The 16,402-nt window shown below is 38.8% G+C and carries 13 protein-coding genes and 1 pseudogene; 13 read left to right on the top strand and 1 reads right to left on the bottom strand.

What is annotated here, in order from left to right; genetic code table 11:
* The first annotated feature begins 58 nt into the window (after window positions 1-58).
* Entirely contained in the window at window positions 59-1,279 is a 1,221-nt protein-coding gene (locus JNUCC41_RS19330) for an MFS transporter (RefSeq protein ID WP_192204391.1), read from the top strand.
* 339 nt (window positions 1,280-1,618) lie between these two features.
* Window positions 1,619-2,191 (top strand): hypothetical protein, encoded by a 573-nt coding sequence (locus JNUCC41_RS19335; protein ID WP_192204392.1) that lies wholly within the window; start codon window positions 1,619-1,621, stop codon window positions 2,189-2,191.
* 145 nt (window positions 2,192-2,336) lie between these two features.
* Here JNUCC41_RS19335 and JNUCC41_RS19340 read toward each other — a convergent pair whose 3' ends face one another.
* Entirely contained in the window at window positions 2,337-2,753 is a 417-nt protein-coding gene (locus tag JNUCC41_RS19340; protein ID WP_192204393.1) for a PaaI family thioesterase, read from the bottom strand.
* A 599-nt stretch (window positions 2,754-3,352) separates the two neighbouring features.
* Here JNUCC41_RS19340 and JNUCC41_RS19345 point away from each other — a divergent pair.
* From JNUCC41_RS19345 to JNUCC41_RS19395, 11 genes and pseudogenes are all read left to right on the top strand, one after another.
* Window positions 3,353-4,207, top strand: coding sequence for a MurR/RpiR family transcriptional regulator (locus JNUCC41_RS19345; protein WP_192204394.1), 855 nt, complete (start codon window positions 3,353-3,355; stop codon window positions 4,205-4,207).
* Window positions 4,208-4,253: 46 nt separating this feature from the next.
* Window positions 4,254-5,384, top strand: a complete 1,131-nt coding sequence (locus tag JNUCC41_RS19350) for an amidohydrolase (protein WP_192204395.1) — start codon at window positions 4,254-4,256, stop codon at window positions 5,382-5,384.
* 36 nt (window positions 5,385-5,420) lie between these two features.
* Window positions 5,421-6,905: an amino acid permease gene (locus JNUCC41_RS19355; RefSeq protein ID WP_228467376.1), complete on the top strand. Its 1,485-nt coding sequence runs from the start codon at window positions 5,421-5,423 to the stop codon at window positions 6,903-6,905.
* A gap of 149 nt (window positions 6,906-7,054) precedes the next feature.
* A complete protein-coding gene (locus JNUCC41_RS19360) occupies window positions 7,055-7,885 on the top strand; it encodes a GNAT family N-acetyltransferase (RefSeq protein ID WP_192204397.1) in 831 nt (276 codons plus the stop codon).
* A 107-nt stretch (window positions 7,886-7,992) separates the two neighbouring features.
* On the top strand, window positions 7,993-9,108 hold the full coding sequence (gene menC / locus JNUCC41_RS19365) for an o-succinylbenzoate synthase (RefSeq protein WP_192204398.1): 1,116 nt from the start codon (window positions 7,993-7,995) through the stop codon (window positions 9,106-9,108).
* A gap of 703 nt (window positions 9,109-9,811) precedes the next feature.
* Complete coding sequence (locus JNUCC41_RS27150) at window positions 9,812-9,934, top strand: hypothetical protein (RefSeq protein WP_286182157.1); 123 nt, start codon at window positions 9,812-9,814, stop codon at window positions 9,932-9,934.
* A gap of 91 nt (window positions 9,935-10,025) precedes the next feature.
* A complete protein-coding gene (locus tag JNUCC41_RS19375) occupies window positions 10,026-10,424 on the top strand; it encodes a DoxX family protein (RefSeq protein WP_192204399.1) in 399 nt (132 codons plus the stop codon).
* Between the two features lie 262 nt (window positions 10,425-10,686).
* Window positions 10,687-11,649 (top strand): annotated as a pseudogene (locus tag JNUCC41_RS19380) (ring-cleaving dioxygenase); the annotation flags it as partial.
* A gap of 18 nt (window positions 11,650-11,667) precedes the next feature.
* Window positions 11,668-12,645 carry a ring-cleaving dioxygenase gene (locus JNUCC41_RS19385; protein ID WP_192204400.1) on the top strand — a complete coding sequence of 326 codons (978 nt, stop codon included), beginning with the start codon at window positions 11,668-11,670 and terminating at the stop codon, window positions 12,643-12,645.
* A 477-nt stretch (window positions 12,646-13,122) separates the two neighbouring features.
* Window positions 13,123-13,734, top strand: coding sequence for an NAD(P)H:quinone oxidoreductase (gene wrbA, locus JNUCC41_RS19390; RefSeq protein ID WP_192208234.1), 612 nt, complete (start codon window positions 13,123-13,125; stop codon window positions 13,732-13,734).
* A 676-nt stretch (window positions 13,735-14,410) separates the two neighbouring features.
* Window positions 14,411-16,384, top strand: a complete 1,974-nt coding sequence (locus JNUCC41_RS19395; protein WP_192204401.1) for a transporter substrate-binding domain-containing protein — start codon at window positions 14,411-14,413, stop codon at window positions 16,382-16,384.
* Window positions 16,385-16,402 lie beyond the last annotated feature (18 nt).

The following is a 16,402-nucleotide window of genomic DNA, read 5'->3' on the forward strand; positions in this document are numbered from 1 at the left end:
GCATTAATTTGCATATGGAAAGAAAAACGAAGGATTAGTAGAAAAAGGGAGGAATAAGATGAAGCGTTACATTGGAGGGTCCCAAAATAAGCACTTTATATTATTTTTGCTGTTTGTTGGTTATCTGGTTGATTATTTGGATCGGATGGTCATGAGTGTGGCTGTTGTATCTATAAAGGAAGAATTTAATTTGGATGCTGCTGCTGTCGGGGCAATCTTGAGTAGCTTCTTCCTATCCTATGCCATCATGCAAATACCAGGAGGATGGCTAACAGATAAACTGGGTTCGAGAAAAGTCTTAATATGGTCCATCATTGTATGGTCTGTTTTTACCGTATTTACCGGTTTTGCCTGGTCCCTTATTTCGTTACTCGTCATACGTTTTCTTTTCGGGCTCGGTCAGGGAGGATATCCTTCCGCTTCCCAAAAAGGGATTGCGGATTATTTTCCCCGGGATGAAAGGCCGAAGGCTTCTGCTTATTTGATGTCATCCAATTACTTTGGGATGGCACTTGCCCCGCTGGTGGCTGCGCCGATGATTTTATTTATGGGCTGGAGAAATATGTTTTATGTAATCGGATTGCTAGGAATATTGTTAACGATCGCTTTCTGGGTATATTTTAAACCAAAAGAAAGCACTGCTCCATTAAAAGACAATAGTGTTCCAATGAAGGAATTGCTGATGAATTCCGGATTGTGGAAAATAACTGTCATGTGGTTTGCTGCCGGAATAGTAAATTGGGGGCTTTCCTCCTGGATTCCATCTTATTTGATGGAAGCTAGAGGAATGGACCTATTGTCCATGGGTTTTTATGCAGCGTTACCGGGTATCTCAACAGGAGTTGCCATGTTGTTCAGTGGATGGCTTCTTGACAGGTTTTTTAATAATTTGGAAAAATATTATGCGGCATTTGGCATGCTTATGTCTGGGATATTCCTATATTTGATGTTTACATCGACCTCCTTAGTAGCTGCAATGGTTTATTTGAATCTTTGTATGGTCTTTAAAAGCTTTGCCTTTACAGTTGCTTTTGCTTTGCCGCATAAAATCATGTCTAAAAAGGTTATCGGTTCCGCAATGGGAGTAATTAATATGGGGGCACAGGCCGCAGGTTTCATATCACCTCTTGTCATGGGCTTTATCATCACCCTTACAGGATCCTACAATGGGGCATTTTGGTTCTTGATCGCTTGTTCCGCCATTTCAATAATTGCTGCGCTATCCATTAAAAAGAATCATCATATGGAGCAACCAAAAGATGTTGACTTATTAGCATAGTAGATGAATAGGCGATGTATACCTGTCAAAAATGAAAACAATATGGAAAGGAAAAACCCTGGGATTTGGCCTTGAAAACCAATCCCGGGGGTTTTGGCTTTATTTATGAAGACTCAAAAATAAGCAGGTCCATCTCTTTCCGCCCCTTCATTGAAAAATTTGTAATTTTTTCTAGTATCCTCAGCTACAGTACAAGCCGTTTTATAGTAAAGGCATATCGTATAAACGAGGGGGAAACCTTGAAAAAATGAGAACAAGCATTTATTCTCCTATTGTTTTTTCATCCAAGTAAACCCATCTCTCTAGTAATAAATTTTTAAAAAAGGAGACGTTTAGGGAATGTGGCCAATTAAAAATGGTAAGGAAAGGATACATCAGCCGAATAAAAGTACAATACTGTCCAAGCAAGAGATGAATGCCATTGAGTCCTGGATATCTCAAATAGGGATATTCCAAATTTATAAAACAGCTGGACAAATAGTAGCTACAGCCAGAAAAACGCTTAAGTTCAAGTATAAAATGATCGGGCATGGTTTTAACCGGGTCGTCTATGATTTAAATAATGGCTATATTTTAAAAATTGCATTGTCAGAAGTAGGATTAATAAGCAATGCAAATGAAGCTTATATATATAATAACTGTAATGAGGAAGTCAAAAAGTATTTATGTCCGGTTAAGGAGCATGGGACGGGCTGGATTATCATGAAAAAGGTGGACACGAAAGTGCCGCTTGCAATCAAGGAATATACGAAACTGATCAAGTTGGAATTAAAATTACTGAGGCACGGTATTATACCAATAGATTTGCGTTTAGAGAATGTCGGATATAACGAGAATGATGAAATGGTCGTCATTGATTACGGTCTATTCACGATGGATCTCAAAAGCCCTGTGCTGCGATGGTTTGTTTGATGATGGGGCATCCTAAAATGGTAATTACAATGAGGTGATTTGGAGAAGCGGTGAATCTTGTGGACGTTCTTGATTTTATCGAATTGTCTAAATGAAAAAAGCATGTTACGAAGGACTTTTTGTGCAACATGCTTTTTTATCTAGTTTAAAGGATCATAACTGATGACACAACGCTTGCCACTTTTTTATCATTTTGAAATAAATCTGCGAGTACATAAGCAGTTTTTTTTCCGATTCGGTCTACTTTTGCTTCAACCTGTACGTCTCCTAATCTCACTGGTCGATGAAAGGTAGTATGTAAATCAATGGATGCGAAGGATTGTCCGATACTTAATTTAGAGGATATCGCATAAGCCATCATAATATCTGCTGCAGAAGTGACAAATCCACCCATTGCTACACCAATTCCGTTAATAAACTTTTCATCTACTTTCCATACACCTCTCGCAATTCCATCCTGGGCATAATTTGCTTCAATCTGTAATGTTAGATCACAATTCGGAGGTTGTTTCCCCTCTGTTAAAACTTGTAAAAGTTCATGCCCTTTAAGTGATTTCCCCATTAAATTGCCTCCCCTTGAATAAGTTGAAACTACAGAATATTCTAACATAAATCTTGATGTTACATGTCAATGAAGTTATTAAGTTTACAAATAAAGTAAAAAACATGAAGAAGAGAGCGGATATCTAAATTAACTGGAAAATTTTTTAGAAAAAAATGGCTTTTCCTCGAATTTGCCTACCTACTAATAGTTTTTTGCTTAAGCTCTTTTCGTAAAGATTGTTGTTTTTAAAAACTAAACGATTTAAGGTTGATTGGAGCGCAAGTGCGAGACTCCTGCGGGAGCAGCGGGACAGGTGAGACCCCACAGGCGTTTACGCCGAGGCGGCTAACAGGCCCGCCCCACGGAAAGCGAGCATCTGAAGGGAAATCAACCACGCCGCTTTACTTGGTAAATAGCAACAAAGTATGAGAAAACAGCCTTTGCTTATTATCTCAACGGCCTATTATCTGATTGAAATTTAGAGTGATTAATTATCGGAAAAATCAAAAATATTCTTCTTTTTCTAATTAAATTGTGATAGTGTATAAATCTAAGAAGGATTGCCTTCGTTATTTTAATAATGAGAAGTATTTAATTCGTCAGAGAGGAGTAATATTTTGGAACATCTTCCTTTTAAATTATTAGTAAAGGAAAAATTTGACCAATTATCGGCAGGTCAAAAAAAAGTTGCCGCTTACCTGATTGAAAATTTGGATGAAGCCGCCTTTAAAACGGCATTTCAAATTGGTCGGGAAGCGGAAGTTAGTGAAACGACGGTCATTCGGTTTTCCTATTCATTAGGATTTGAAGGGTTTAGTAAAATGCAGGCCAGAATTCAAAAACAGCTGCTGCACCAAAATCATATAGACATATCCAACAAGGATTCCATTCTCCGCTTTGATGACAAGCAAGACCCATTTACCAAAGTCATAGAAAACGAAGTTCATATTTTAAGACATCTATTAGATCATACGAACGTTCAGGATATATGGAAAGCAGTCGATGTCTTGATCCAGGCTGACCAAATATTAATTGCAGGGCATCGCATTTCCCATGCCGCCGCCTATTGGTTCTCCTATACGCTAAGTTCATTAAGGGAAAATGTAAGTTTATGTTCACCAACAGGTGACTTCTATGAAAAGTTTTGTAACCTCACTGACAAGTCTGTGATAGTCGTTTTTTCCTTTCCGAGGTATGCAAATGAAACATTAAAAGTTGCTGAGTGTGCCAAAGAACAAGGAGTTTGTTTAATTTCAGTTACAGACCGCCTTCTGTCACCTGTTGGCCGCATCGCTGATATTGCATTGACTACTGAAGAAAACGCAGAAACCGGAACCAATTCAATCGCTTCGGTCATTAGCTTATTGGACTTGGTTATTGCAGGCATACATCAAAAAGACGAAAAACGGATCCATACCCATCAGCAAAAATTAGAAAGGCTATATTCAAGTTATGAAGTGTTTAATGAATGAGTCTTTTATAAAGTTAAAATTCATGTAAAGGAGGGGGTGCATCATTATGAACCCGATTCAATATATTGATCAGCATCAAGAATCATTGATAAAGTCCTACCATGACCTGCATTCTTTGGCTGAGCCAAGCTGGCAGGAGGAAAGAACGTCTTGCTATATATTAAATTCTCTTAGGAAAGCGGGAATGACCACAAAAACATTTCAGAGCCATCATGGAATCATTGCCGAGATTCCAGGCATCTCAAAAAAGGTTGTGGCATTAAGGGCTGATATGGATGCGCTTGTTCAGGAAGTAGATGGAGTTGTAAAGGCCAATCATTCATGTGGACATGACGCACATAGCACAATGGTTTTATATACAGCATTGGCCATTGCTTCCAGTGGAATCCGGCCTAAACACACTCTCCGATTCATATTTCAGCCTGCGGAAGAAAAAGGAGAAGGCGCTCTTCAAATGATCAATGATGGAGCATTGGAGGATGTTACATATTTATTCGGGGTACATGTAAGACCCAGTACGGAGGTTCCTTATATGAAAGCTTCCCCCGTCATTGTCCATGGCTCTGCCGAAACGATAAGGGGAACCATCAAAGGTTTACAAGCCCATGCATCCCGACCGCAAGATGGAATAAATGTCATCGAGGCAGCAGCTTTGCTTATCCAAAAATTACAGCAGATTAATCTAGTTACCGAAACTCCTTATTCCATCAAAATGACTCAATTTCAAACAAACAACAATGCATCAAACGTTATCCCGGAAACAGCTGTCTTTGCAATTGATGCCAGAGCTCAATCAAATGATGTAATGAATGAACTAAACCGCTTATCAGAGGAAGCTTTTGACCAGACAATGCAACAAACTGAAACATCCATCTCCTGGTCTGCGGAAGAATTCGTCCCAGCTGCGAGTTTGCATGAAAAAGCCATAAAGCTGGCTGAGGCCGCCATTGGAGATATCCTTGGGAGGGAAAATGTCGCTCCAGTCTGCATTTCTCAAGGAGGAGAGGATTTTCATTTTTATACAGCCAAAAATCCTGATATAACAGCAACCATGATAGGGTTAGGCTGCGATTTAACGCCTGGTCTGCACCATCCGGATATGAAGTTTAATTTGCAAGCACTAATTTATGGAACGAAAATTTTAATTAACACAGTAATGTTGGCGGCAGGAGAATAAAATTTTTTACTAAAAAAATTAATGAAGGGGTGTTTTATGGAAAATACCGCACAAACATCACAAACCGGGGACCAAACAGCTACTGATGGAAAACAACTGGAGCGCAAACTCAAACCAAGGCATCTTTCCATGATTGCAATTGGCGGAACCATTGGAACGGGGCTATTTTTAGCAAGCGGTTCCATTATACATACTGCGGGTCCCGGAGGAGCTGTAGCTGCCTATCTAATTGCCGGAATCATGGTTTATTTCCTGATGACAAGCCTAGCCGAAATGGCTGCCCTGATTCCTATTACAGGCTCTTTTAGTACCTATACATCAAGGTTTGTCGATCCAGCTTTAGGATTTGCGATCGGATGGAACTATTGGTATAACAACGCAATCGTAGTCGCGTTGGAATTGGCGGCTTCCTCCCTGATCATGAAATATTGGCTGCCTTCTGTTCCAGGCATCATTTGGAGCGCATTATTTCTTGCCCTCATATTTGGCCTGAATATTTTATCGGTAAAAGGATATGGTGAATCCGAATTCTGGTTTGCCATTATAAAGGTTTTGACGATTATCATTTTTATAGTAGTGGGGTTATTAATGATTGTAGGAATCATGGGAGGGGATGCCGTAGGTTTTGAAAATATCACCAAAGGAGAGGCACCGTTTAAAGGAGGTTTTTTATCCGTTATAAGTGTCTTTATGGTGGTTGGATTTGCCTTCCAAGGCACCGAGCTAGTAGGAATTGCGGCCGGCGAGAGTGAAAATCCGAGAAAAAATATACCCAAGGCCATTAAGCAAATCTTCTGGAGACTGCTCTTGTTCTATGTATTGGCGATCATCGTGATTGGATTTTTAATCAGCTATAATGATCCGCGCTTGTTAAGCTCGGATATAGAAGATATTGCGGTAAGTCCCTTCACTTTAGTTTTTCAAAACGCAGGACTTGCGATCGCTGCATCGGTCATGAATGTGGTCATTCTTACTTCTGTTCTTTCTGCAGGCAATTCCGCCATGTATGGGGCTTCTCGCGTCCTTTGGGTGCTGGCGAAAGAAGGCAAAGCCCCTTCGTTTCTAAAAAAAGTGAATTCAGGCGGCATTCCAGTTAACGCTGTGTACTTTTCTACCATCGTTGGGATGGCAGCTTTCCTGACCTCTTTTTTCGGAGAAGGCACGATTTATACTTGGTTATTGAATGCTGCAGGATTATCCGGCTTTTTATCCTGGTTAGGAATTTCGATTACACATTATCGATTCCGAAAGGCATACATTGCACAAGGAAGAGATTTGAAAGATTTGCCTTATGTATCAAAATGGTACCCATTCGGTCCAATATTAGCGACAATTTTATGTGTTACGGCTATCCTGGGACAAAATTACTCTGCTTTTTTCGGCCCTGAGATCGACTGGTATGGAATTTTAATTTCTTATATCGGGCTTCCTTTATTTTTCCTGGCTTTTCTAGGTTATAAAATCGTAAAGCGAACAAAAATGATTCCAATGCAAGAGGCTGATTTCAGCAAAGTGGAATAATTTCTTTTGTAAAAAAAGTAGAAATATATTTTTAGAACATAAATGATTGCTCCAGTGCCTAGTAACGACAAGCCGTCGGCTGTGGAAATTATTTGTTCATCTTATGTTGCGGTGATCAATGCGCTTGAGCTTTTCCTAGGAGGTTGGACATGACGAAAACACAGGAAATTGCAATTCGCTCTCTTCATCGAATTGAAGAGCTAGAGGACGTAAGAAAGCTAGAATCCGACATTTGGGGAGAAAACGACTCAATTCCCACACACCAAACCATCACAGCTGTAAAAAACGGTGGTTTGGTTCTAGGAGCATATTGCGAGGAGAAGCTTATTGGATTTCAGTATAGCTTTCCGGGATTCAATGGGCAAACAGCCTATCTTTGTTCACATATTCTAGGAATAGATGAGCAATTTCGCAACAAAGGAATAGGGGAGAAGTTAAAGTTAGCCCAACGTGAAGAAGCATTAAAGCTCGGCTTTTCCCTTATTACCTGGACTTACGATCCTTTGGAAAGTATTAATGGGTATTTGAATATAGCCAAGCTTGGTGGGGTCTGTTCCACATATATCGCAAACTGCTATGGTGAAATGGAAGATCTTTTAAACAGCGGAATTCCATCTGACCGCCTTCTTGTCGAATGGCATATTGGTAAAAAGGAGACAACGGATTCTAGTGGACGTGGAATTCCGCTGGACTTTGCGATAGAAAACTCGCTTATTCAATGGGAGACCAATGAAAAGGGATTGCCTGTTCCATCCTTCACTCTTCCGCTGCCTGAACAAAATTGGGATACAGCTTTTGTGGCCATTCCAAAGGACTTCAGGACAATAAGGGTCACAAATAGTCAAGCAGCCACTGAATGGCGGATGAGAACCAGGGACACATTTACCGATTTATTTCAGCAAGGATGGGAGGTAACAGATTTTATAAAGGGTTCCATGACGGAAATTCCCGTTCAGTTTTATGTGCTGACAAGGAAATAAGCAGGTGGATTTTAATAGCGTAACTTCAGGCTGCTGTCAGCCTATTTAATAAAAAATTGGTAAGACTGTGTCTTTTAATAGTTTTATCACAAAAGGAGAATTTCCAAGTGAAAATTAAACAAGTTATTCTAAGGCATCTTAAACTGGACTTGCTTGAACCTTTTACAACTAGCTTTGGGACAGAATACAATAGGGATTTCATCCTTGTAGAAGCAAAAAGCGATGATGGCATTTCCGGTTGGGCTGAATCTGTTGCGATGCTTGACCCCCTGTATAATGAAGAGACCTTAAAAACAAACTGGCATATACTCGAGGATTATCTAATTCCAATTATCCTTAAAAATGAAATCAAGCATCCGGATGAACTCTCTGAAAAATATTTCTCCCATATACGCGGTAATTATATGGCAAAAGCCGCTTTAGAGGGTGCTGTTTGGGATCTGTATGCGAAAAAGCAAGGTGCTTCCCTCTCAAGTGTGATAGGTGGAACAAAAAAGAATATTGAAGTGGGGGTAAGCATCGGAATAAAGGACTCGATCGATTCGACCCTGGATATGATTGAAGCACGTCTCGGTGAAGGCTATAAACGCTTTAAACTAAAAATCAAACCGGGCTGGGATGTTGAATTAATAGACAAGGTCCGAAAAGTATATCCGGAAATCCCGCTCATGGCAGATGCAAATTCAGCTTATACCTTACAAGATATAGACCGGCTATCCGCCTTGGATGACTATAAATTAATGATGATTGAACAGCCGCTTGCCCATAACGATATCATTGACCATGCAGATTTACAGTCAAGGTTAAAAACACCTATTTGCCTGGACGAAAGCATTCACTCCTTAGAGGATGCAAGGAAAGCTATTAAATTGGGCAGCTGTAAAATCATTAATATTAAGATTGGCCGTGTCGGAGGTTTGACTGAATCCAAGAAAATCCATGATTTATGTCTTGAACATGAAATTCCGCTATGGTGTGGGGGTATGCTGGAATCAGGCATTGGAAGAGCGCATAATATTGCCATCACTTCACTGCCAAACTTTACTCTTCCGGGAGATACCGCTGCTTCCTCCCTCTACTGGGCAGAAGATATCATTGACCCTGAAGTTGCAGTGGAAAAAGGAATGATCAAAGTTCCGGAATTGCCAGGAATCGGCTATGAACCAAGCATTGAAAAAATCAATAAGTATACTATACACAGTCAAACATATCATTTAAGTTAGAAAAATATGCTGACAGGCAAGAATCCAGCACATGCAGAATGGGTGATGACCACCGCAACTTCAGCGACAAATCATCAAGGTCAAAAACATGGTGTTCAAGTTTTGTATGCAGCGGATAATATCTTACACTGCTTTGGCCATTAAACTGGTAGATCATATTGTCTGCCAGTTTAATTGAAGATTGAACGAATAAATGTTGACGTATTCATAAATATCGTCGCACGAAACTCTCTTATAGATAAAGAACAAGGAAGGGTTTGCACCTTCCTTTTATACTTTTTTGGGAAAAAATCATCAAATGGGTCCATTGGAATTGGCCGATATGGTTGGCAGGGATTGTTGTCGCTTTAAACAGTTTTCTGAAGGAATTACCTTGAGAAGACCGGAACCAGGAAGGTTAATTCAATAAAGTAAAAAGGTTATTGACAAAAAAAATATAAGCATTATTATTATCTCATATTCAAGATAATTTAATTCGAGATTTTATAGGGGGAAGTAAATGGAGAGGAAATGCAACAATTTGTCTGATATTAATGCAAACATCTAAAGCAATTCATGATCGAATAAAGCAAGAAATGAAAAAAAACAATTCAGCAAATTGGAAACTGCATACTGATTTCAAGTGGTTCGATGACCTATGTTATAGATAAGCTAGAACAAATAGGTGTTTTTAAGCAGAAATGCCTGTCCAGGTGACCGCCGTATGATACATGTTAGATTCACTGATGATGGAAATGAACTGATGAATGAAATCATGCCGAAATATAATGAGTTAGTTGATGATATGTTTGATTCATTAAATTCTGGTGAGGCAGAGACATTGTGAACCTTTTGAAGAAAGTAAGGAATGAAGTTTAAAGTGTTTTTTTGTAATGATATCTCGAATTCGAGATAAAAATATTAAGGGGGATTTTACTATGATAAATATAGGTTTATTAATAATTCGTTTGGTAATTGGTTTATTGTTCATTGGGCACGGTGCTCAAAAGTTGTTTGGTTGGTTCGGTGGCCATGGATTGAAAGGAACAGGTGGATGGTTTGAATCCATTGGCATGAAGCCAGGAGTAACCATGGCTCTTTTCGCAGGGGTAGCAGAACTTATTGGGGGACTTTTGTTTGCTTTAGGTCTATTAACGCCACTTGCAGGAATTATGATTGCGGGAACAATGATAATGGCTATCGTAAAAGTGCATGCTCCAAATGGATTATGGGCAACAGCTAATGGATATGAATACAACTTAACGTTGCTTGCAGTTGCTATCGGTATAGCTTTGGTCGGTCCGGGTCAATATGCTTTAGATCCATTTTTATTCTAAAATACCTCAAATTAAAGATTATTTAAATTTAAAATAAAATATTCGACATGTGTTTGCCATTTTAAATGGGCAAAATAAGGTAACTGGAACAAATAATCCATTAATATCACCATTGAAATCAGTCGAACGCAACGTTATTGGAAAATTACAGGGTGGATTTTGAGATTCATTGGGAAAATAGGGAACATCAATTGACCATTGAAGGATTGAAACCGCAGCTGAGTGGTATACAAATATTGTGACAGGAGTGAAATGAGAAGGACTCTTAGGACTACATCATGTATCGATATTAACAGGAAAAGCGGAAAAAAATTATGAATTTTATACAAAAATTTTAGGAATGAGATTGGTAAAGAAAACGGTTAACCAAGATAATACAGAATCCTATCACCTATTCTATGCTGACGCGGAAGGAACCCCAGGAACTGAAGTTACGTTCTTTGACATTCCTCATCTTGGGCAAACATACAGGGGAACTTCAGATATTTCTACCGTATCACTAAGGGCTAGGAAGTCAGATTCATTGTTATTTTGGAAAGAACGTTTTAAACAATTTGGGGTTGAACATGATGATATTCAAAAAAGAGCAAATCGTGAAACATTGGCTTTCAGAGATTTCGAGGGGACTCGCTTAATACTGGTAGCCGATAACGGTGAAAAAGGTGTGAGAGCGGGTATTCCTTGGAAAAAGGATGACATTCCACTGGAACACGCCATTATTGGTTTAGGACCTGTTACCCTTACAGTCGCAATTGCAGAACCAACGATTGGTGTTTTAACAGAAGTTATGGGTTTTCGATTTACCGGTTCTTATCCTTCACTTGAAGGGGAGTATCCAGATATATTGATTTATGCAACGGGTGAAGGCGGCAGCGGTACGGAAGTTCATATTGAAACAAGACCCGATTTGCCAAGAGTCCGCTTAGGTCGTGGAGGTGTTCACCATGTTGCCTTCCGTGTTCCGAATGAGGAAGAATATGATCAATGGGCAGAGCGTTTGAAAGAATACAGCTTATCGAATTCAGGGAAAGTGGAACAGTATTACTTCAAGGCATTATATTTCAGGGAACCCAATGGTATATTATTTGAATTATCAACGGATACACCAGGATTTGCGACAGATGAACCAATGGAAACAATGGGGGAAAAACTATCACTTCCACCATTTTTGGAGCCAAATCGCAAAGAGATCGAAGAAAAATTGCGACCTTTAATCTTAAATTAAATCTTGGAGGAATATATAATGAACGGTCTAAAAGGAATACACCATGTAACAGCTATTACAAGTAGTGCAGAAAAGAATTATGAATTTTTCACTTTTGTTTTAGGTATGCGTTTAGTTAAAAAAACGGTAAATCAAGATGATATTCAAACCTATCATTTATTCTTTGCAGATGATAAAGGCAGCGCAGGCACAGACATGACTTTCTTTGATTTCCCCGGCATTCCTAAAGGCGTACATGGTACAAACGAGATTTCAAAGACATCTTTCCGTGTACCGAGTGATGAATCATTAAACTATTGGGTAAAACGTTTTGATCGTTTAGAAGTCAAACATACTGGCATCAAAGAGCAATTTGGCAAGAAAACCCTCTCTTTCATTGATTTTGATGATCAGCAATATCAATTGATTTCAGATGAATTCAACAAAGGGGTGGAATCTGGAACACCATGGCAAAAAGGTCCAATTCCACTGGAATATGCAATTACTGGTTTAGGACCGATTTTTGTCCGTATTTCGAACTTTGATTACTTTAAAGAAATGATGGAAAAAGTTCTATTATTTAAAGAGACTGATAAAGAAGGATCATTTCATTTATTTGAAGTGGGGGAAGGCGGGAATGGTGCCTCGGTCATTGTAGAATATAATGCCATTCTTCCTGAAGCCCGGCAAGGTTTTGGTACGGTTCACCATGCGGCATTACGTGTAGAAGATCGCTCTGTATTAGAAGAATGGATTGAACGGATGAATAGTTTTGGGTTCCATACATCCGGTTATGTAAACCGTCACTTTTTTGAGTCATTATACGCAAGAGTTGCACCGCAAATTTTATTTGAGTTTGCTACAGATGGTCCCGGTTTCATGGGAGATGAACCTTATGAAACCCTTGGTGAAAAATTATCTTTACCTCCATTCTTAGAGCCTAAACGTACAGAAATAGAAAAATTAGTTCGCCCAATTGAAACAGTGAGAAGTACAAAGGAATTCATCAAAGAATAAATGGGAAAATATTAAACGAAACAGATATTTACGAAGAAAAGTGGAAAACTTTCGCTAAGCAACTTGATTGTGATGCAATGTACTTAAATTAAAGCAGGTCAGTTTAAGGGTATATTTGAATGATCTATCTTTTGTTTAAAAAAACATAATTTTCCATATGCGCATATTCATGAAGATTTCAACAAGGCTAATCAAAAACCGTTGTAACACTTAAATTTATCTTGAGAATTGCTAAATAACAAACAAAATCAAATATAGCTTTAAATAAAGTGTATACAAAATTACCGGATAAACTCAGATTTATGGTAAGAATCCATTTTGAAAAATGATTAATCAAAATGGATTTTATCTAGCAAATAATATTTATGCCTATGCTGAGGGATACTATCAGAAATAAAGAAGATATCTGCATTAAAGAAGGTGTAATTTATGGGATTTTTAAACAAATTATTCGGTAAATCAAAGGAGATGGAAAATATGTCAAACGTTAAATTAGCAGTGGTATTTTACAGTATGGGTGGAACAAATTTTCAATTAGCAAAATGGGCTGAAGAAGGAGCAAAAGAAGTGGGTGCTGAAGTGAAAGTATTAAAAGTACAAGAATTAGCTCCTGAATCTGTTATTGAAGGAAATGAAGTATGGAAAGCAACTGTCGAAGCAACAAAAGACGTTCCAGTCGCAACATCAGCTGACCTAGAATGGGCAGATGCTATTATCTTCAGTGTCCCAACACGTTTTGGGAATATGCCATCACAAATGAAACAATTCCTCGATATCCAAGGTGGGCTTTGGGCAAGCGGTAAGACAGTGAATAAAGTAGTAAGTGCAATGACTTCTGCACAAAACCCACATGGTGGTCAAGAAGCTACATTGTTATCCTTATACACTTCTATGATGCACTGGGGTGCTATCATTGCTACTCCTGGTTATTCGGATCCGGTACTATTTGGTGCAGGCGGAAATCCATATGGAACAAGTGTAACAGTCGGACAAGATGGTAAGATGATTGAGGATGTTAAAGATGCTGTAAAACATCAAGCTAAACGTACAGTTACAGTTGCGGAATGGGTTAAAAAAGGTAATCAATAAATATATTCCAAATATATAAAGAGTCAATTGGTTATTGATTGGCTCTTTAATTTGGATAAAAGATCATGTTAAATATAATAAAATTCAAATAGGATTAGCATCAAGGGTTACACTTTAAAAATATCCTTTTTTAGGGGCTCGTGGTTTTTTCCCGAAGCCATGTTTGCTAAAAGGGTGATATTACTCGTCCCAGGAGAGCTTCAAGAAAGTAAGAATATTCATAATGCCCTTTACACCCCAATGGATATTTTGGGGATTTCCCTTTAAATCGAAGGGCATAGGGGAAATACTCGCACCGTTCGTAAAAGTACGCTTAAACGAACGGTGCGATTTCTTTGTAAAAAAGTCAGATTCAACGTTTGTTTTAGCTAGAAAATAGTTTGCGAACGGCGAAAACACAATTGCTTTTACGCAAGTTTTGAACGGAATAAAATTCTTAAATCAAAAAGAGTTAATAGGATTCCCTTTATTCCCCGAATAAATGAACATTATCTACAATCCATTTGCTATTCAAAAAAATATATTGTAATTCGACTTTCTGCCATGTATGGTGTTATGAAATGCACTTTAGCTTTTCTTATATACATTAAAAAGTTATCATGATAGAGTCTTTATACATTGTAAATATACACATTAATGATACAAAACTGTATATATGGAAAAAAGGGGTGAGGCGATGAGAAAGTTACATATTATCTGTGCCGTTATAACCGTCTTCCTTTTCTTCTTTGGCTGTTTCTTTCCTTTTGCAGTGCATTCGGAAGCCCAAAAAGTGATACGGGTTGCAGGGGATAATAACTTTCCACCTTTCGAATACTTGAGCGATTCGGGCGTTTATACCGGTTTTAATGTAGATATAATGAACGCCATTTCCATCGAGACTGGAATTAGGTTCGAATACTATCCTATGCCGTGGAACGAGGCGGTACAAGCTATGCGCTCTGGTAGAGTGGATGCGATTCAAGGCATGAAGTACAATCAGGAACGTGAAGAGATTTATGATTTTTCAGCTCCGTATTTCACAAGTTCACAAGGGATTTTTGTGTTGAAAGATAACATGTATATCCGAAAAATAGAAGATCTCAAAGGCCGGAAGGTAGCTGTACAAAAAGGTGATGTTGCAAGCGATCTATTAAGTAAAGTAGATCGATTGCAATTGGTGGAAACTAATAATCAACAAGAAGCCGTTCAGTCGTTGATCGACGGAAAAGTGGATGCTTTCATTGGAAATCGGATTACGGGTCAATATTTTCTACAGAAAAATGAGCAGCAATCACTCATTAAGATTGTCGGTGAATCACTTGACACTACAAATTATGCTGTAGCCGTGATGCCAAAAAATAAAGAGTTGCTGACACTATTCAATCAGGCAATTTCCCAAATCAAGAAAGATGGGACGTATGAAAAGATAGAGAAAAAGTGGTTCGGGGAATATATCCTGCCGAATACTCAACGACTACGCAAAACGATGTTGTATTTGGAAATTGGTCTTTTCATTACCTTCATTGTAATTTCTCTCATCTTATGGTGGAATCTCAGCCTTAAACGAGAAGTAGCTAAGCGAACCGAGCAAATTGAGCACGTAAATAAAGACTTGGAAGAGAAGATGCTGTTACTTGAGGAAAACATCCATTTTCAGCAGCAAGTATTAAACAGTGACTACAGTTCGCTTATTACATTGAATCAGCAAGGTCTTGTGTCAATGATCAATGTCAGGGCAATGGATTATTTGGAGTTGGACGGCAATGTTGTTAGAAAACCTTTTCAGGATCTGCCCATAACCAGTTTCATCCCGGAAAAGGAGATTAAGGCTGCGTTAGAGAGAAAGAGAGTTTTCTTACAAAAGGAAACGCTGTGGTCTCAGAATGCGAGCGAAAAAAGGTATATTACTTACAGCGTGTACCCAATTCAGACTATTGGTGGAGAAAATGTAGGTGCGGTGCTGAATTTTTTCGATATTACGGAACAAAAACAGCTGGAGAGAAAAGTGGCTCAGGATGATCGCTTACGTTCATTGGGACAACTTGTGGCGGGTATCGCACATGAGATAAGAAACCCGTTAACATCGATCCTTACCTATACACAATTACTGCCGAAAAAATTTGCAAGCGCAGATTTCCGTACATTCTTTTCCGAACAGGTCACTAGTGAAATTACAAGACTTAATACATTAATTAACGATTTGCTCGATTATTCCCGCCCTAAAAAATCAGAACCTGTCACGTTTTCGCTGAATGAGACCATGGAAGGGATTGAGCTATTGCTTAAGCCGAAAGTCAAAGAAAAAAACCTGCGTATTGTTCGTGAGTTCGCTAGGGACATACAGGCAACTGCAGATACACAGCAGATCAAACAAGTGCTGGTGAACGTCATTCTCAATGCCATTCAGGCGTCCAATTTAGGGGGAACCCTTATTTTTCGGGCATATTATCGGGATATGTTCACTGTCGTTGAAATCGAGGATGAAGGCATCGGCATTTCGGAAAAAGACATTGATAAGATCTTTGAACCGTTTTACACCAGGAAACCGAACGGGGTCGGGCTTGGTCTTTCTATTTCATATCAGCTTGTCAAAGAAAACGATGGTACTATTGAGACAAGAAGTGAAGTGGGAAAGGGTACAGTAGTTACCATTTGTTTACGGCATTAATACAGAAAGGGTGAAGAC

Source organism: Brevibacillus sp. JNUCC-41, assembly GCF_014844095.1.
Classification (GTDB): Bacteria; Bacillota; Bacilli; order Bacillales; family DSM-1321; genus Peribacillus; species Peribacillus aracenensis.